15 protein-coding genes and 4 tRNA genes are annotated in these 18,257 nt (G+C 49.0%); 4 read left to right on the top strand and 15 right to left on the bottom strand.

The window, feature by feature from the left end; genetic code table 11:
- Positions 1–90 precede the first annotated feature (90 nt).
- From OIK42_RS15755 to murB, 11 genes are all read right to left on the bottom strand, one after another.
- A complete protein-coding gene (locus OIK42_RS15755) occupies positions 91–1,278 on the bottom strand; it encodes a hypothetical protein (protein WP_273642007.1) in 1,188 nt (395 codons plus the stop codon).
- Between the two features lie 800 nt (positions 1,279–2,078).
- Complete coding sequence (locus tag OIK42_RS15750) at positions 2,079–3,131, bottom strand: aldo/keto reductase (protein WP_273642006.1); 1,053 nt, start codon at positions 3,129–3,131, stop codon at positions 2,079–2,081.
- Positions 3,132–3,143: 12 nt separating this feature from the next.
- The gene (locus OIK42_RS15745) at positions 3,144–4,214 is read right to left on the bottom strand and encodes a chemotaxis protein (protein ID WP_273642005.1); all 1,071 of its coding nucleotides are present in this window, start codon (positions 4,212–4,214) and stop codon (positions 3,144–3,146) included.
- Between the two features lie 699 nt (positions 4,215–4,913).
- The gene (gene tuf, locus OIK42_RS15740) at positions 4,914–6,098 is read right to left on the bottom strand and encodes an elongation factor Tu (RefSeq protein ID WP_273642004.1); all 1,185 of its coding nucleotides are present in this window, start codon (positions 6,096–6,098) and stop codon (positions 4,914–4,916) included.
- A 68-nt stretch (positions 6,099–6,166) separates the two neighbouring features.
- Positions 6,167–6,242 (bottom strand) — tRNA-Thr (locus OIK42_RS15735).
- Positions 6,243–6,250: 8 nt separating this feature from the next.
- A tRNA-Gly gene (locus OIK42_RS15730) sits at positions 6,251–6,325 on the bottom strand.
- A 32-nt stretch (positions 6,326–6,357) separates the two neighbouring features.
- Positions 6,358–6,442: transfer RNA gene (locus tag OIK42_RS15725), tRNA-Tyr, on the bottom strand.
- Positions 6,443–6,455: 13 nt separating this feature from the next.
- Positions 6,456–6,531, bottom strand: a tRNA-Thr gene (locus OIK42_RS15720).
- 134 nt (positions 6,532–6,665) lie between these two features.
- On the bottom strand, positions 6,666–7,394 hold the full coding sequence (locus OIK42_RS15715; RefSeq protein WP_273642003.1) for a type III pantothenate kinase: 729 nt from the start codon (positions 7,392–7,394) through the stop codon (positions 6,666–6,668).
- Positions 7,384–8,358 (bottom strand): bifunctional biotin--[acetyl-CoA-carboxylase] ligase/biotin operon repressor BirA, encoded by a 975-nt coding sequence (birA, locus tag OIK42_RS15710; protein WP_273642002.1) that lies wholly within the window; start codon positions 8,356–8,358, stop codon positions 7,384–7,386. The genes OIK42_RS15715 and birA overlap by 11 nt, the downstream gene beginning before the upstream one ends.
- Positions 8,355–9,359: a UDP-N-acetylmuramate dehydrogenase gene (murB, locus tag OIK42_RS15705; RefSeq protein ID WP_273642001.1), complete on the bottom strand. Its 1,005-nt coding sequence runs from the start codon at positions 9,357–9,359 to the stop codon at positions 8,355–8,357. The genes birA and murB overlap by 4 nt, the downstream gene beginning before the upstream one ends.
- A 580-nt stretch (positions 9,360–9,939) precedes the next feature.
- Between murB and OIK42_RS15700 the strand changes: the two genes are divergently transcribed.
- Positions 9,940–10,596 (top strand): YitT family protein, encoded by a 657-nt coding sequence (locus tag OIK42_RS15700; RefSeq protein WP_273642000.1) that lies wholly within the window; start codon positions 9,940–9,942, stop codon positions 10,594–10,596.
- Between the two features lie 10 nt (positions 10,597–10,606).
- Here OIK42_RS15700 and OIK42_RS15695 read toward each other — a convergent pair whose 3' ends face one another.
- Genes OIK42_RS15695 through alr form a run of 3 tightly spaced genes read right to left on the bottom strand, consistent with a single transcriptional unit; the run spans position 10,607 to position 13,390 of the window.
- The gene (locus OIK42_RS15695; RefSeq protein WP_273641999.1) at positions 10,607–11,506 is read right to left on the bottom strand and encodes a glucosamine kinase nucleotide-binding domain-containing protein; all 900 of its coding nucleotides are present in this window, start codon (positions 11,504–11,506) and stop codon (positions 10,607–10,609) included.
- A gap of 3 nt (positions 11,507–11,509) precedes the next feature.
- A complete protein-coding gene (locus OIK42_RS15690) occupies positions 11,510–12,292 on the bottom strand; it encodes a ZIP family metal transporter (RefSeq protein WP_273641998.1) in 783 nt (260 codons plus the stop codon).
- 27 nt (positions 12,293–12,319) lie between these two features.
- On the bottom strand, positions 12,320–13,390 hold the full coding sequence (gene alr / locus OIK42_RS15685; RefSeq protein WP_273641997.1) for an alanine racemase: 1,071 nt from the start codon (positions 13,388–13,390) through the stop codon (positions 12,320–12,322).
- Between the two features lie 209 nt (positions 13,391–13,599).
- Between alr and OIK42_RS15680 the strand changes: the two genes are divergently transcribed.
- From OIK42_RS15680 to OIK42_RS15670, 3 genes are read left to right on the top strand one after another with little or no spacing between them, the layout of a single operon-like run.
- On the top strand, positions 13,600–15,180 hold the full coding sequence (locus OIK42_RS15680) for a sodium:solute symporter (RefSeq protein WP_273641996.1): 1,581 nt from the start codon (positions 13,600–13,602) through the stop codon (positions 15,178–15,180).
- A 55-nt stretch (positions 15,181–15,235) separates the two neighbouring features.
- The gene (gene murQ / locus OIK42_RS15675; RefSeq protein ID WP_273641995.1) at positions 15,236–16,174 is read left to right on the top strand and encodes an N-acetylmuramic acid 6-phosphate etherase; all 939 of its coding nucleotides are present in this window, start codon (positions 15,236–15,238) and stop codon (positions 16,172–16,174) included.
- Between the two features lie 11 nt (positions 16,175–16,185).
- The gene (locus tag OIK42_RS15670) at positions 16,186–17,343 is read left to right on the top strand and encodes an exo-beta-N-acetylmuramidase NamZ family protein (RefSeq protein ID WP_273641994.1); all 1,158 of its coding nucleotides are present in this window, start codon (positions 16,186–16,188) and stop codon (positions 17,341–17,343) included.
- On the opposite strand, the gene OIK42_RS15665 is transcribed toward OIK42_RS15670, so the two are convergent.
- Positions 17,334–18,206 carry a MurR/RpiR family transcriptional regulator gene (locus OIK42_RS15665; RefSeq protein WP_273641993.1) on the bottom strand — a complete coding sequence of 291 codons (873 nt, stop codon included), beginning with the start codon at positions 18,204–18,206 and terminating at the stop codon, positions 17,334–17,336. The genes OIK42_RS15670 and OIK42_RS15665 overlap by 10 nt on opposite strands.
- Positions 18,207–18,257 lie beyond the last annotated feature (51 nt).

Genomic DNA, 18,257 nt, shown 5'->3' with positions numbered 1-18,257 from the left:
CATCATATGAGTGGCTACTGCCACAGTCCCGGTATAATGATACGCCATCCCAGACAGATGAGTTTACCCGGGATGGCGGTTTACGTGCGATTAGAATTTAAAGACGACCCCCGCCCGACCCACTACAGTAGAGAAACTATCAAAGTCTGCACCATATTCTGTATCAAAGTGCGTGAACTGAACAAAGGTAGTAACACCTTCCGCGGCCTGATACCCATAGTTGATGTAAGTCGTGGAATTTTCATGCAGCGCCGTTAAGCCCAGTCGCGCCCGGTCACCTGAGTCTACAGACGCACTGCCGTGGCCTACTTTTATATTATGACCGGGAGCGGGATTCCAGCTGGCAAATGCAAAGTAGCCGCTCTCACCATAGCTTTCTCTAACGGTTCCGCTACCATCAAGTCCGGAAGCCGGCGCAATCCCCAGGGCATTCTGATTGTTAAGCGATTCACCGGTATAGTATTCAGCATTCAGGCTCACCGTCCCAAAGTTAAGCGTTGTGTAAACCTTAAACAGGTTTGCGTCCTGATTACTGCCGCCGCTAAAGCCTGGTTCATCCTCGTAATTAAGTTCTGCAACATGTGCCGCAAAGCCCACTTTATGGCCGGAAAAACTGTAGTTCGCATCAACGGCGATGCCGGGCATGCTGCCGAGCTCATTGGCATTTACGCCACCGGCGCTATTGTTGCGCCCTTTACCAGTTAACGCACCGGTAAGTGTCAGGCTATCCACTTTATAGGTGGCCCCCACCTCCATCGCCAGGAAGCCGGTATTACCTGCGCGGTAACCGTTACCAACCCAGTTATAACTGCCACTGGATTTTATGCCTGACGCCGTTGACCATTTTTGTCCACCAAAGAAAGTCAGATTATCACTGTAGTCATAATAAAGTGTGGCTAAACGAAGTCTTGGCTCCTGTGCCTGAAGTGCTGTCTGGTTAGTAAAACCATCCTCACCATCAATAAAGTCCAGCTCCAGCACACCGCGCATTTTTTCATGGCTCATATTGAGTGAGAATCGTGTTTGCGATATCTGTAATGAGGTCGACTGAGAATTGAGGTAACTCATTTGCTGGTCTGTCGCGGGAGCCCCGCCATAGACATCCGTTCTTAAGGCATGGGTAGGAGCGACGTGACTGTAGGCGCTACCGAAACTGGCGACGCCTTCGGTGGAGGTCACTGCTTCGGCTTTAATCATGCCATGGAAGCTAAATTCAAATGCATCAACTGGGTTGACAGCAAAGACCAGTGCACACGATGCGGCAATTCGTTTATACATGTGTTTTCTCCCGATTCATCTCATTGTTGGTTCAGGTTATTTTGAATTGTGTTTTTTATCTGCGGATGAAAAGAACAAGTTTATGAAACCTGACCCTCAATCACACAACATATTATTAACATTAAAAATACAAATTCATTGTGAGACAAAATTAGCCTAATTACCCTATAAATCGATGGTTTTGCGACCAAAGTCTTAGCATTAGCACCCAAACTTGCGCGCTACAGGGGTCTTCATTTACGCACAGACCGCTCGACATTCGGGCTGAGCGGTAACATTACGAACCCTTATCCCGTAACAATACCTGTCGATTTCCACCTTTGTTACATAATAAAAGTTGTTCTTGTTTCCGTCTTTTTGCATGGGTTGCAAAGGGTTACCTACCAGACTTAAAAACAATTTCAATCATTCGATCGGACGCCAGGTGGTTCAGGCCCAGTGTTACAACTGCCTTTTCACCATTACTCCAAAAGCACGTAATTCCCATGACTTTTTGGGCAACAACCGCCTTTCGTGACTATACTGTTGATAGCAGCGTTTTGAGTGCTGCTGATTGTGTTGGACTGTTCCCACATTGGCCACAAGTTTTGTGGCCTTTTTTATTCCGGTGTGGACAACATCATCTTAGGACAAAAGCGGGTGACACCATAAAAAAGTGGGTGACGCAGTGGATAAGGTAACCGGCAAAAATACCGCACCCGATGTAGCTATATGCATGGCCAAAAGGTGCGCATCAGGTGTAACCCAAAGGCACGTTGTGAGGGCCAGATAAGACAGTCACCTGACCCTCAGGTTACCCATTAAAATGGCGCAGGGAAGTGTTTAATTACCTGATTAATTTGCTTTTTAGTGTCTTCGCCTAAACAAAGTTCAAAGGCAGAAACATTCTCTTTCAGTTGGTCCACAGTGGTGCCGCCGATAATGGTCGATGTGACACCCGGCACCTGTTTTACCCATGCCAGAGCCAGTTGCGCCGGGGTGATATTGGCTCGCGCCGCAATTTCCAGGTAACGCGCCGTCGCCTCATGCGCTTCGGCGGTGTTTCTGAACAGCCCCTGGCGCTGCACAAATGTCCAACGGCTACCTTTCGGCCGAGCATCATCGGCATATTTCCCCGTTAACAGGCCAGTCGCCAACGGTGACCATGGTAAGTAGGCTATATCCTCAAACACACAGCTTTCAATAAGATAGGGCCAGTCTTTAAGATGCAATAAGCTAAATTCGTTCTGAATAGAAACAGGTTTAGGCACTCCCATCTCGTTACACAGGTTTAAAAACGTATGGATACCCCAGGGCGTATCATCAGACAGTCCCCAGTGACGAATCTTACCGGCGTCAATGGCCGCACCAATTCCGGCCACAATATCACGCATACCATCGCGCTCTTTGGCTAAATCAGTCTCCAACGGATTGGTACGCCACGGCCAGTGCTTGGCAAAATGGGGCGATGTCCGGTTTGGCCAGTGTAATTGATAAACATCAATATAGTCAGTTTGTAAACGCTTCAGTGACTCATCGAGCGCCAGCGCAATGGTAGCACTGCTAATATTGCTCGCTTCACGAATGTATTTAAGCCCGCCACCGGCGATTTTGGTCATCAACACAAATTTGTCACGTTTATGCGGGTTTGCCGCAAGCCAGTTGCCAATAAACCTTTCTGTGTCACCGTATGTGGGTTCGTTCGGCGGAATGGGATACATTTCGGCGGTATCAACAAAATTAATCCCGCTGTCGATAGCATAATCGAGTTGCTCGCTGGCTTCTTGCTGTGTGTTCTGAATGCCAAAAGTCATGGTGCCCAGGCAAACTTCTGATACCTGTAGTTCACTGCTACCGAGTTTATTGTATTGCATTTAACTTCTCTCTTAGTCTGTGGTGATGGCCCCTTTAGCCTGACCTGTACCTGATTCCAGGTTTGCCAGCCGTCGCTCAATTTCACGGCGAGACTCAACCATTTCATTGGCTAATGCAGCCAATGAGCGAAATTCTGAAAACCCCAGTGAGCGGGGATCAATACGCTGATATTGTCGTTTACAGCGATAAAAAAACAATACGAAGTTAGCAAAAGACCGGTGAAAGGTCACAAAACTTTTGATTAATAATAAAATTAACGCGACAGAAGTTAACACAGCAATAGCTGTACTGTACCAGGTAGCCTGTTCGCGATGGGCCTGAAGGATCGGCTGCAGCGCATTATCAAGAGCCTCCAGGTCGGCCTCCACCTGGTGCGCTTTGTCACGAAACTCACCTCGAAGCCCTGACGACTCGGTAATGCCGATACGTTTTTTGATGCTGCCGTATCGGTGTATTCTGTCTTTAAAGCGTTCCAGCAACACGATCGTTTCAGTCGAAAGGCCCTTTGTACGGACCAAATCTTCAATCATTAACAACATTTCATCGGGGTATTGCGGATCGAGTGTAAGCTGGTAGTCAAGCACCAGGTATTTAAGACGTGTCAGCTTATCCGCGATGGCGGGATCAGCAGTGTCCATCGATTTTCCCAGTTGCGCTGATATGCTGTAAAGCTCACCGCTGATCCCGAGTCTTGATGACAGACCTGCCTCAGTAAGTTGCATCACCAACTGTTTAAAGCCCTGAGCATAGTGCTCCGTGTTGACGGCAATGTCGGAAATCAGACTCTGCGATAACTCGTACTGTTTAATAACGTCGTTAAGGGTTGAAATGGCAGCAACAAATTGTATCTTTTGCGCATCAAACAGCGCCAGATAATGTTCATCCCGACGCAACAGAAAGTCTTTTTCATGTCGGCGTAGCTGCAATAAATCACGTTGTAACTGATGCAGGGCAACATTGTGATCGTTTAACGCCCGTAGCTTCTTGCCGTAGTACTGTTGATTAATGGTCATTAATCCCATTCCCAGTACACACAGAGTGGTCATTACAAGTAAGCGGGACTTAATGGAATCCCATTTCATCGCTTCACCTCGCTGGCAAATAAAGCCAGACGCTACCCCATATTTATGACGTTTACATGACGTGGTAGTTTGCTGATAACTACACAGCTCTAAGTTCGTTACCAGAAAGAAAGGCCACGCTGACTCATTGCCTCTTGCTGGCGAAGAAACAGATTGCAAGCAGATAATATAAAGAAATAAGGCAATATGCTTGTGTCTGTAATCAGTTCAAACATCTGGTTTGTCATCCAATTAAGGATGTTGATGTAAACCATATAGATACCGAATGCCTGAAGTGCATGGCATGTAATTATTTTCAGCATAGTCTTACCTGGGTTTTCAGCGCCGTTTACAGGCAGAAGTTAAGATTAAATTACCTTTAGCCTGCCTTATTTCAGGCATATTTTAAGCTGTACCGACTACCAGAAAGATTGATACCGGTTGAAGACTTGAGCACCGCTCATTAGTTGCCCATATTTTTTGCAGACCATAATAAGGAGTATCTATGAGAAAGGTAACACTCGGTGTAGTAGTCGCGGCGGCTTTATTGCCGCCCCCGCCGAAGTAAGCGATGACTTGAGAGTCAGCCTGTTCAGGCGATCCCGGCTCGGAGGCCGGGATGGTCTTCAGCCGGTGCTTTTTGTTCGGACACAAAAAAGGCCGCTTTCGCGACCTTTTCATGGATTTGGTGTTTAAACCAATCGATTCCGGGAGTCCGGATTAATCGATGATTTTAGATACAACACCAGCACCTACAGTACGACCACCTTCACGGATTGCAAAGCGCAGACCTTCTTCCATGGCGATTGGTGCAATCAGGTCAACAACAAACTTCAGGTTGTCGCCTGGCATTACCATTTCTACGCCTTCTGGCAGCTCAACAGCACCAGTTACGTCAGTTGTACGGAAGTAGAACTGTGGACGGTAACCTTTAAAGAATGGCGTGTGACGGCCACCTTCGTCTTTAGACAGTACGTAAACTTCTGCTTCGAACTTAGTGTGTGGAGTGATTGAACCAGGCTTCGCCAGTACTTGGCCACGCTCTACGTCGTCACGCTTAGTACCACGTAACAGAACACCTACGTTCTCACCTGCACGACCTTCGTCAAGCAGCTTACGGAACATTTCAACACCGGTACAAGTTGTCTTGGTAGTATCTTTAATACCTACGATTTCAACTTCTTCACCTACTTTAACGATACCTTGCTCAACACGGCCTGTTACAACAGTACCACGACCTGAGATTGAGAATACGTCTTCGATTGGCAGGATGAACGGCTTATCGATGTCACGCTCTGGCTCTGGGATGTAGCTATCTAAAGCTTCGCCCAGCTCGATGATTTTCTTTTCCCATTCTGCGTCGCCTTCAAGCGCTTTCAGTGCAGAACCCTGGATTACCGGCAGGTCATCACCTGGGAAATCGTATTCTGATAACAGCTCACGAACTTCCATTTCTACCAGCTCAAGCAGCTCTTCGTCATCTACCATGTCACACTTGTTCATGAATACGATGATGTAAGGGATACCAACCTGACGACCAAGCAGGATGTGCTCACGAGTCTGAGGCATAGGGCCATCAGTCGCAGCAACTACCAGAATACCACCGTCCATCTGTGCAGCACCGGTGATCATGTTTTTAACATAGTCAGCGTGTCCAGGACAGTCTACGTGTGCGTAGTGACGAGTAGGCGTGTCATACTCTACGTGTGATGTAGAGATGGTGATACCACGGGCTTTTTCTTCTGGCGCGTTATCGATTTGATCGAACGCTTGAGCAGAACCACCATAAGTCTTTGAAAGGACAGTAGTGATTGCTGCAGTCAGAGTGGTTTTACCGTGGTCAACGTGGCCGATAGTACCCACGTTTACGTGGGGTTTCGAACGTTCAAACTTTTCTTTTGCCATTTTTCTAATATCCCAGCAAAGTACAATTTTAGGTGAATTTACGTATTATTACATGAGCTGGGGAGAAATGGTGCTGATAGGCAGATTTGAACTGCCGACCTCACCCTTACCAAGGGTGCGCTCTACCAACTGAGCTATATCAGCACGGGACTTGGAGCGGGCAGCGGGAATCGAACCCGCATCATCAGCTTGGAAGGCTGAGGTAATAGCCATTATACGATGCCCGCATTCCTAATTCTCTTGCCACACTCATAGAAAGTGGTGGAGGGGGCAGGATTCGAACCTGCGAAGGCTGAGCCGGCAGATTTACAGTCTGCTCCCGTTGACCGCTTGGGTACCCCTCCAGAGATTGATGAATGGTGCCGACTGCCGGAATCGAACTGGCGACCTACTGATTACAAGTCAGTTGCTCTACCAACTGAGCTAAGTCGGCTCCTCATCAAGTGGGTGCGAATTCTAGAGTAATGATTTGCTCTATGCAATAGGCTTTTGCGAAAAATTTTCTTTTTTTTGTTTAACTGGTCAATTAACTACCAACTGCACAATTTGCTCAGATTTCTCTTCGCTTCAAGAAGCTTTTTCAGCATAGCGGGCTAGGCCGTCTATCACCAAATTCGCGGCGGAGAGACTATCACCCTCACAAACACTTGTCAGCAGTTTTTTGTCTCCACCGGTAAAAATTATGACATTTTCTTTAAATTGCGCATTTAATGTGCGTTTTGCTGACCAATAAATGCCCTGCAAGCTTGCCAGGCATCCCATTGCCACACATTTTTCGGTATCGTTGGCCACATCGAGTTGGGCCGGAATGGTGTTATCTTCGAATACGCGCGTGGTATTTTCCAGCAACGCTTTTTTCATTGTATGAAAACCTGGCGCAATCCAACCGCCTAAATGTTGACCATTTGCCACAAAATCTACTGTCACTGCCGTGCCCGCATCAATCACAGCAAAAGGCTTATTGGTTAAATTTGCAGCACCCAGCATGGCAAGCCATCGATCGACGCCCATTTTTTGAGGATTGTGGTAACTATTTTTAATGCCGAAGGCGTCTTTTTCGGTTTTGATACTGTGAAATTCGATACCCTGCTGCTTACACAATAGCGATAATGTTTCTTCGACAGCCGGTTTACCGACATTGGCGATATAAATACTGTCTATTGCTGTTTGCTCGATGTGATCAATTAACGCAGCCAGGTCGTCAACGGTATTTACGTTTTCCGCTGCTGCTGTTAATTGTCTGTACTTAATACAGGTGTTGCCGATATCTACCAAGAGTTGGCGTTTAATTGGCACGTAAACTTACCTCCCCACCATGAAAACGTGTAATCCCGTCGCTGGTTTCCAGCAGCAGTGCGCCGCTGGCATCTATGCCCCGGTTAACTCCTTTTATGCGCTTGTCTCCTGATTTGATCACTACTGTGCGATCGGCAAACCAGTCTAACTGCTTCCACTCCTCCATAAAAGGTTCAAAGCCTCGCTGTGTAAAATCGGGTAATAAGGTCCACAGTTGATGAATGATTTGCGCCGCAATGATATTGCGGTTGGTTTCTGCTTCGGCTACCTGACTAAGATCGATGTGCGGCTGGCCCACGTCATATTCATGTTGCGGAACCCGTACATTTAAACCAATTCCAATAATGCAATCAGCGGGGGCACCAATCTGACCTTCTACTTCTATTAATACACCGGCCAGCTTTTTACCAAACAGGTAGACATCGTTTGGCCATTTCAAGCGGGCGTCATCAACACCGCAATCTTGTAGCGCCCGGCAAATTGCTATGCCAACCAATAACGAAAGGCCTGCCATACTCTGATAGCCGTCGTTAAAGCGCCAGTATAATGAAAACGTCAGACTACCGCCGACCGGCGCTAACCAATGACGGCCATGCCGGCCGCGACCGGCGGTTTGAATTTCTGCCAGCACGGTATCGCCATTGGCGCGAATTCGGTTGGCATTTTTAAGCTCGGTATTGGTCGACTCGATAACCTGCATAACGGTAATGTCTGCATTATTAGTGGTCGGTATCAGCGCCCTGATGCTGTCAGCATCGAGTAAAGTCATTGCTCTGCTTAATTTATAGCCTTTACCTTTGACCTTAAACACGTCCAGCCCCCAATCAATCATCTGATTAATATGGCCAGCAATAGCCGTTCTGGATAGGTGCAAAGTTCTGGCTAGCGTTTCGCCAGAGTGAAACTCGCCATCTGCCAGCATGCAGAGTAGTTGTTGGCGTACCTCCCGGGCTTTTAGTTTCATAATACGATACGTCCCTGTTTGCCAATTAAACGCACTTCCGGTGCGAGAGTCACCCCAAACTGACTTTTTACCGTGGCAATGATTTTCTTTGCCAGGGCAATAACCGCCTCGCCAGTAGCTTCACCCTGATTGACTAATACCAATGGTTGTTGCTGGTAGCTACAGGCGCCACCAATGCACACGCCTTTTAACCCTGCGTTATCAATTAGCCATGCTGCCGGTACCTTAACGGCGTCGGCACTAACGATGAACCCGGGGATCCCAGGATAGCTCGCTTGCAGATTTTGATAGTCGCGGCGGGTGATTGTCGGATTTTTAAAAAAGCTGCCCGCATTGCCCAATTGCTTCGGGTCGGGTAGCTTTCGCTGCCGTATTGCTATTACCTGATGGTAAATCTCCGCCGCGTCCGGATTCGATAAGGCGGCCAGCTCAGCATAGGTGGCAATGGGGGTCACGTCATCGGGTAACCAAAAATCGACCTTCACTACCACCCAGTTGCGTGCTTTGTCACGCTTAAAGATACTGTCGCGGTAGGCAAATTCACATTCGTCTTTGGTTAACTTAAACAGTCTGCCGCTGCTGACATCAACCACTTCAACGTCGAGAATGCGTTCTCCCACTTCCAATCCGTATGCACCAATATTCTGAATAGGCGCAGCACCCACCGAGCCGGGAATTAACGCCAGGTTTTCCAGCCCACCCCACCCCTGCTCAACAGTATATTGCACGAGTGCATGCCAGTTCTCACCTGCACCAACGCTCAGATGAATGCCCGATTGTCCGGCAATAGTCATAGGCGTTGCCGTCACGCCGGTGATCCTGTTTATTAATACCTGGCCATCAAAGTCTTCAACAAAAATAGTATTACTGCCCTCGCCCATTACGTAGCAGGGTGATAATTGCGGATACAATTCGAGTAATTGTTGAACTGAAGAAAACTCATAGAGCGTACGGCATTGGCTGGCAATACCAAAAGTGTGACGTTGTGATAAATCAGGCATGGCAACAGGGATTGAACTCAGAGATTTGCTAGTATGCCTTAAAAGTGTCACGGCTGGCTATGCCAGCGCATTATTTTGCGTGGTAGGCGCGCCTTACAATAGCAGCGCAGCGTTAACAGCTAACGGCGTGATCGCTACCATACTAAGAGCGAAACGGTAAAATCCCGGTTACCGCCTCCACTATTATATTGCACCACTATATAAGGTAGTTTGCTTTAGTGGCTGTTTGTTAGTTTCGCCTTCGCACAAAAACACACTATCTGAACTTACTATAAAAGGCCCTGGTATTCGCGACACGCTATAGCGGTAACAAGCTTGGTAGCACCTGTCCCGACGTATTCCTGCACTACGCTTTCTCAGTCCAGCCCTTTAATTTACATAACAAACACAGGTTTTATAAGACTTGATAACATGTTGTAAAGTTGTCATACCATGGTGAGTTCCAACTTACCTGTGCACCAAGGCGCAGGCTATTCCCGTTATTTAATGCGGGTATAATGAGCCCTTAATATTCGTCGCCTAATCAAAACTACTACAGACGAATCAACACTATTTTCGAACGACAGAATTTCAGATAATTATGAATAATACATCACACCGTGTTTACGAAGATGTCTTTGCATTGCTGTGCGCAGGCTTGTTTATTGCGTTTGGGATTTTCCTGTTCCAGTCTCAGGAGCTTATGGTAGGTGGTGCTGCCGGGCTGGCTTTGCTCACGACCTACATTGCACCGCTCGATTTTGGCTTGTTGTTTTTTCTTATCAATTTGCCGTTCTACTATCTTGCCTGGCGCCATATCAGCAAGCGTTTTATGATCAATACTTTCATCTCGGTCACAACAGTATCGTTGTTTTCCGAGTGGGTGCCTCACTTTGTCGATATTTCTCGCATCGACCCAATCTTTGCCGCGGTGTTTGGCGGCATCCTAATTGGCGTAGGCATGCTCATTATGTTTCGGCATAGCTCCAGCCTTGGCGGTTTGGGAATATTGGCGTTTTACCTGCAAAGCCGGTTTAATATTCGCGCGGGGACATTTCAACTGGCCGTCGATACCTGTATTTTAAGCTTATCGTTCCTTTATATAGACGCTGAATTGGTACTGATTTCTATTTTGGCGGCATTTTGTCTGAATATGGTGATCTCATTAAATCATCGCCCGGAGCGCTACACGTTGCCCTCCGTAAAAAAGTCCGCCGCAGATGATGACGCTGATCATCTGCACCCACAAAATGGTTAACCAACGGTTATTACGCCGGGCAACTCTGTCCTCGTCGGCAAAAATAAACAGCGCCCCACTCCGCGCTATATTGGGCGGGTCTGATATGGGCCCTGATCGCAGCATCCAGGTAAGGTAGCCACAGCGCGGCGAGCCCACCGTTAAATACCAGTGGCATCGATGAATCAGCCAATGCGCGCATCACCAGCGTATTGAGATAATCAGCCCCCTGTTGAATAAGTTGCTGTGCGCACTCATCTGCCTGGCTGGCGAGGGTAAATACCTGCGGTGCGAAGCGGGCAAATTCCGCTGACGAGGCGCCATTCAGCAGGTCGACTATTTGTGCTGGTGTATTGCATCCGTAAACCTCTTTGGCGGCATGCCACAATCCCTCAGCACTGGTTATTCCATCGGCGTGCAATAGTGCCAGTTGTATTGCTTGCTGTCCCAGCCATGCACCACTGCCCTGATCACCAAGTTGGAAACCAAAACCACCAAACTGGGTGATTTGGCCATTTACCAGTGACGCCGCACACGAACCGGTACCGGTAATTAACACCGCTCCGTCGCCACCACCATGCGCTCCCAGCAGCGCTGTATGCAAATCAGACGTGAACGTAAAATCGCCAAAGGGATGTTGCCAGCGTTCAAGCAACGCAACCGAAGAGTCAAGACACGCCCCCGCCAATCCGGCACTCACCGATAATTCACTCTTTATCGAATCAAAGGATAAACCGCTGTTTGCCACGGCTTGTTCAACCGAACCGAGAATGGCGTTAAGCGCCTGTTTGCCATGTCTGGCGATATTCGCCGGGCCACTGCGTCCCTCGCCAAGAACCTGGTACTGCGCATCAAATAGCACGGCATGACTTTTAGTGCCGCCGCCGTCAATCCCCACCCAGTAGGTTCGGTTATCCTTAGCTGTACTCATCGCCTATCCTAATACCACATCCAGTATCATCATCAACACAAAGCCGACTAACAAACAAAAGGTCGCCACATTCTGATTGCCGTTTTGGTGCGTTTCCGGAATAATTTCATCAGAAATAATGAATAACATCGCCCCTGCCGAAAACGCTAACGCCCAGGGCATAAAGGCCTCCGCGGTAGATATTGCCAACGCTCCAATCAAACCACCGAGCGGTTCTACCAGTCCGCTACCAATTCCAATTAAGGCAGCTCGCCATTGCGAAAATCCGACCGACAATAACGCGACGGATACGGCAAGACCTTCTGGTATATTTTGAATGCCAATGCCGATTGCCAACGTTACGCCATTGGCCACTTCACCACCGGCAAAGCCGACACCCACCGCCAGCCCCTCCGGAAAATTATGCAACGTGATGGCCAGCACAAACAGCCATATTCTGGCGATATCGGTTTTCGATGCGCCCTCACGACCGGTCACGAAATGTTCGTGAGGCACTGACTGGTGTATAAAAAAGAGTAAAAAAGCCCCGGCCAGCAACCCTGTCGACGCCACCAGCGCACCGGCAACATTGCTACCGTAATAACCACTGCCGTATTCAATTGAGGGGAGCAACAAAGAAAAAAACGTGGCGGCGAGCATAATACCGGCAGCTAAACTCAACAAGCCATCTTGTAATCGACGCGATAAGCGTTTAATCAGTAACACGCCAAGGCTGCCTGCGGCGGTTCCCAGGCTGGCGCAGCCACTCGCCAAAAAACCGGCCCAGACTATTTGCGACGTATCCATATAAGGTTCTCGTGTGATCAGATTACGTTAACGACTATCCCTTGGTACTCGCGACGATACACGACTGATCAACTCGTAGCTAATAGTTCCGGCCCAGCCAGCCACCTCATCCACGGGTAACCGCGCTCCCCACAACTCCACATCATCCTGCAGGGCGACACCTTCTATACCGGTGACATCGATAGTAATCATATCCATGGAAACACGCCCAACCAGCGGTGCACGTTGGCCGCGAATGATGACCGGCGTACCACTGGGACAGTGGCGCGGATACCCGTCAGCATAACCAATACCAACGGTAGCGATAACACTGTCCCGCGGGGCAACCCAGTCGCGGCCGTATCCCACTGACTCTCCCCTGGCGACATTGTGCAGTGCGATAACCTGTGCCTTAAGCTGCATCGCCGCCACCAGCCCGTACTCTTCGGCACTGACGCCATTCACCGGACTGGCACCATATAAGCCGATACCCAGACGACACCACATGCCCTGGCTCATCGGCTGGGTCAGTGTGGCGGCAGAATTGGCCATGCAAATTGGCAGGCCCAGCGTTTCAGCCACTTCATTAAACCGTGCAAACTGGTGCGTGTTAAAGTCGTCCTGCGGCTCGTCTGCGCAGGCAAAATGTGACGCTAAAACACACTCTGTACGCTTCAGCCACTGATATTCTTCGAACAATGTCGCAATTTCATCCGGCGCAAAACCGAGCCGGTGCATGCCGGTATCGACTTTCAACCAAACCCGTGGACGTTTGGTATCGCTTAGTTTACTCAGCCAATTTAACTGGTAACGATTATGTACCATTAAAATGAAGTTTTCGCGGGCCGCGATATTGCAGTCTTCTGCATCATGCGGCCCTTCCAGAATCAGCACCGGGTGTACTATGCCAGCGGCGCGAAGAGGGACAGCTTCCTCGCAAATCGCAACCGCGAAACAATCACACTCTGCGCCTAGGGCGCGGGCGACAAACACGGCCCCGTGTCCGTATGCATCTGCTTTGATAACCGCAATTGCACCGGCGCCATTGGCTGGTTTAAGCTGGCGGTAGTTAGTGCGCAGGGCGTCAGGGTCAATGATAGCGCGTGTTGATCTGCTCAAGCGAATGACTCTTCAGGTTACAGGTTTAATCGGGGACAACATTTACCATACACGCTCATATAAAATTAATAAATTCTTAATTTGAATTTATCGTAGAATAATATATTCTAAAGGTACACCATGCTTGTCGAAACCGCCACGATGTATGGTTAATGGTCATCGTAAATGAGCATCATAACCCAGCTTTCACACAGTGAGAACGACAATACATGCTAGCCCACTATACACTGATTGACGTACTTCTCTTTGCCTCTTACGGCGTATTGCTGCTCGTCTCGGGTTGGTATTTTAACCGTAAAGCCAATAATACCAGTGACTACTTTCTGGGGAGTCAGTCAATGCCGGTATGGATGGTGGCGATGTCGGTGCTGGCCACGTCGCAATCTGCAGCCACTTTTTTAGGCGGCCCTGATCAAGGTTATCGCGGCAACCTGTCTTATCTGGCAACCAATCTTGGGGCGTTTATTGCGGCATTCTTCGTGGCACGTTTTCTTATTCCACGCTTTTATAGCATGAAAGTGTATACCGTTTATGAATTGCTTGAGTCTCGCTTTGGTGCCAACGCTAAACGCCAGGCAGGTTTAATGTACTTATTCGGCCGTGTGTTCGCCAGCGGTGCCCGTCTGTATATGGCTGCCCTGGCCGTCGCCATGATCCTGTATGGCGATATTGCATCATCCAGCGTCATTACGGCGACTGTCATTATCACTGTGGTGGGGCTTGTATATAGTATTTATGGCGGTATAAGAACAGTAATATACAGCGATGTTATGCAGGCGTTCACCTATATCGGCGCGGCGGTGGCCGTGATTATTGCCCTGCTATCAGCCATACCGGCCGATATTCCCAGCATGTTGGATGCGTTACAAAATCCCGGAGACGGACAGTTGTCCAAACTGACCCTGTTTGATACCCGGGTCGATTTTAGCCCTGGCGGTGTATTTACCCTGGCGTCGGTTTTTACCGGATTTGTATTACTCAATATTGCCGCGTTTGGTCTGGATCAGGACATGACACAACGGGTTCTCACGTGTAAAAATGCCAGTGAGGGCGCTCGTGCGATGCTGTGGTCGGTAGTCATGGTAATCCCGGTGATGCTGTTGTTCATTACGATTGGCCTATTACTGTATATCTACTACCAGCAGCCTTCACTTATGGCGGCCAGAGCGGGGGCACCCACGCCGGAGTTTGCTGGCGAAGCCGTGACAATATTTATGTACTATGTGCTTACCGACTTACCAGCCGGCCTTAAAGGACTGGTCACTATCGGCATTCTTGCCGCCGCATTATCGACACTTAATTCTGGTCTTAATTCTATGTCGAGCGTATTGATACAGGATTTATACCGGCCCTGGAAGCTAAAACGAAATCAACATGTGGATGAGCAACACTTTGTCAATGCAGGCCGTACTGCGATGGCAGGAGTCGCATTGGCATTAGCCTCGATGGCCTGTTTATGCTATTACTGGCAACAATACTCCGACACACCGTTGCTGCAGTTTGCACTGGGAGTCATGGTATTTTCATATAGTGGTCTACTTGGGGTGTACTTTGTTACACTATTTACTCAGCGTGGCAGCCCTGCGTCTGTCGCCGCTGCATTGTTGTGTGGTTTTATTGTCCCCTTACTGTTACAACCCTATGTAATGGGAATCTATTTACCTGAAACCTGGCAATTTAGCCTGGGTTTTACCTGGCAACTCGTGATTGGAACACTGGTTGCGTCGCTGGTGTGTGCATGGGGCCAACAAGCCCATCACAACCCTGTATTAGAGGCGAAAGCAAAATGAAAGGAATGAAGCACTTAACGTGGGTTTTGTTTAACCCTAGGGTTGGCATTTAATTATGCAGACAACAGACAAACACTCGGCAACACTGCTCGAACAACTCAACAGAATCATCTCTGAAGGTCGCAACCCGGGAACGATGGATATCGACGTTTTACCGACCATCGAGATACTCGAAAAAATAAACCAGGAAGATGCCGGTGTTGCTGATGCGGTGCGCAAAACTATTCCGCATATTGCCAAGGCTGTCGACGCAATTGTGCCACGCTTACAAAAAGGTGGGCGTCTTGTGTATATGGGAGCGGGTACCAGCGGCCGTTTGGGGATCCTTGACGCAGTTGAGTGTAAACCCACCTTCAGTGTATCAGATAAAATGGTCGTCGGTATTATTGCCGGCGGCGATCATGCCATTAAACATGCCGTTGAAGGGGCCGAAGACGATACAGCTAAAGGCATTGAAGATCTTAAAGCTATCGACTTTTCCGCTAACGATGTGCTTATTGGTTTGTCGGCCAGCGGCCGCACGCCCTACGTTACTGCTGCCATGGAATATGCCAACAGTCTTGCGGCTGTCTCGGTGGCCGTTACCTGTAACCCGGACTCACCTATGATGGCTTGCGCTGGCATCGGCATTTGTGCGGTAGTGGGTGCAGAATGTCTGACCGGCTCAACGCGTATGAAGTCAGGCACGGCCCAAAAGCTCATACTCAACATGATCAGCACCGCCAGCATGATTAGACTGGGTAAGACCTACGAAAATCTCATGGTCGATGTTAACGCCAGCAATCAAAAACTCAAAGCTCGCGCTACCCGCATAGTGATGCAGGCAACAGACTGCACAGAAGACGTCGCCGACCAGGCGCTTAAAGATGCTAATAACAGTGCAAAACTGGCTATTTTGATGATTTTAACCGGTCAAAATGCCGAGGATGCCGAATCGTTACTGGCGCAACATGGTGGCTTTTTGCGACGCGCCGTTGACTCTGGTTTAAAGTAAAAGGCGGTCAAATGATTAGCCGAATCTGCCTAACCGTTTTCATACTGTTTGTTAGCGCCCTGCAAACGGTGCAGGCAACTATCACGGTAGCAGCCGAACAACCTGAACGCTACCTGCCGTTGCTGCAAGGGCAACGGGTTGGCCTGGTCGTCAACCAGACCAGCCGTGCTCACAGCCTGCATCTGGTTGACTTTTTAATAAGTAAACATATCGCGGTACAGGCAGTATTTGCCCCGGAGCATGGCTTCAGAGGTAAACTCGGCGCCGGCGAAAAAGTCACCGATGGTAAAGATCCTAAGACCGGCCTGCCGATCCGTTCATTGTATGGTAAGCATAAAAAGCCCAGCCCCGACATGCTCGCTGATATCGATGTTCTGGTGTTTGACATACAGGATGTGGGCGCGCGCTTTTATACCTATATCAGTACGCTGCACTATGTAATGGAGGCCGCTGCGGAACAACACATACCGCTTATCGTGCTCGACCGCCCTAATCCCAATGGCCGTTTTGTTGATGGCCCCGTGCGCGATCCAGAGTTTGCGTCTTTTGTGGGCTTGGATCCAATCCCCTTGCTGCATGGTATGACCGTGGCCGAACTGGCCCGGATGATTAAGGGGGAAGGCTGGATAAACGCGGCACAGGATTTATCCCTGACGGTTATTCCTGTCGCACAGTATAACCGGTCAATGCACTACCCATTACCCATAGCGCCCAGTCCGAATTTACCCAATCATCATGCCGTCAGACTGTACCCGTCGTTATGTCTGTTTGAAGCAACGGTGGTGAGTGTTGGCCGCGGCACACCATGGCCCTTTCAGGTCATTGGCTTCGACGAGTTACCACTGGGTGAGTTTCACTTTACGCCGCGTCCGATGCCCGAAAGTGCCCCCAATCCAAAGCTTGAGGGAGAACTGTTGTATGGTGCGTTATTGCAGGACAGCGACATAGAAGGATTTGATATTACGCTGCTTCACCGCGTCTTTACGCAGTTCAGGCAAGCTGGTATACCGCTTATTGACCGGCCGGATTTCTTTGATCTGCTGAGCGGTACCGACCGTCTTCGCCAACAGTTAGAGAGCGGTATGAGCGCCGCCGATATTCGCGCGAGCTGGCAGGCTGACCTCACGGCTTTTAAAACGCGCCGCCAGCCTTATTTGCTTTACCCCTGATTATTCTGCGTAGTACCGCTGCCGCGTCTGAACTGTGAAACCACTTCGTTGGTTTTTTCCAGCAGCTTGCGGCCAGGGCGGGAAGCCTGTGTTAAGGCAATGAACAACATATCAATAATCAGCTCCTGCGCTGTGCGGGCCAGAATTGACGACAGTCGCGCCGATGCCTCTTCAGCCACCGAATAGAGTTTCACGTCGGCAGGTTCTGATACCGGGGTAGTGCCATATTTGGTAATGGAAATAACGCTGGCGTGATTTTCTTTTGCCTGGTTCACCACATTAATAATTTCCCGCGTTGCACCAGACTCCGATATAGCAATGACAACATCGCCCTCATTGAACGTCGCTGCCAGCGCCAACTGTATATGACCATCGGCCTCTGCGATGGCCATCATGCCTAACTTTTGTAGCTTAAAAGAAAAATCTTTGCTGACCAGCGCCGAGCCGCCAACACCGCAAATCATGATGCGTCTGGCGTTTTTGATGATCTCGACGGCTTTCTCAAACTCAACCAATTCGTTAAGGCTACGGGTTTCATTGAGCACACTGATCTTACTGCTCAGGAGCTTATCGGCCATTTGTTCAAAACCGTCATTCAGCGTAATTTTGCCGTGCAGCTGGGTATTGGGAGTCTCACGGTTCAGCGCATCAATCACTGCAAGTTTAAATGCCGGATAGCCTTTGTAACCCAGTTTCTGGGCAAACTTAACCACGCTTGACTGACTGACCCCCACCACATTTGCCAATTCCTGTGATGACAAATCGCGCACTGCATTGGGCGAATCCAGCGTAAAGGTGGCCAGCTTCGACTCACTGCTGGACAACGAATGTTTTATGGCTTTTATCTTAACAAAGGCAGACATAAGTATTAGGTTCCTGATTGATTGCCGAGATCCTTGCACAGCGGCAAACTA

It is taken from the genome of Alteromonas gilva, from assembly GCF_028595265.1.
GTDB lineage: Bacteria > Pseudomonadota > Gammaproteobacteria > Enterobacterales > Alteromonadaceae > Alteromonas > Alteromonas gilva.
Note: the sequence above shows the minus strand (reverse complement) of the source record. Positions and strands in the feature narration are given on the sequence as shown.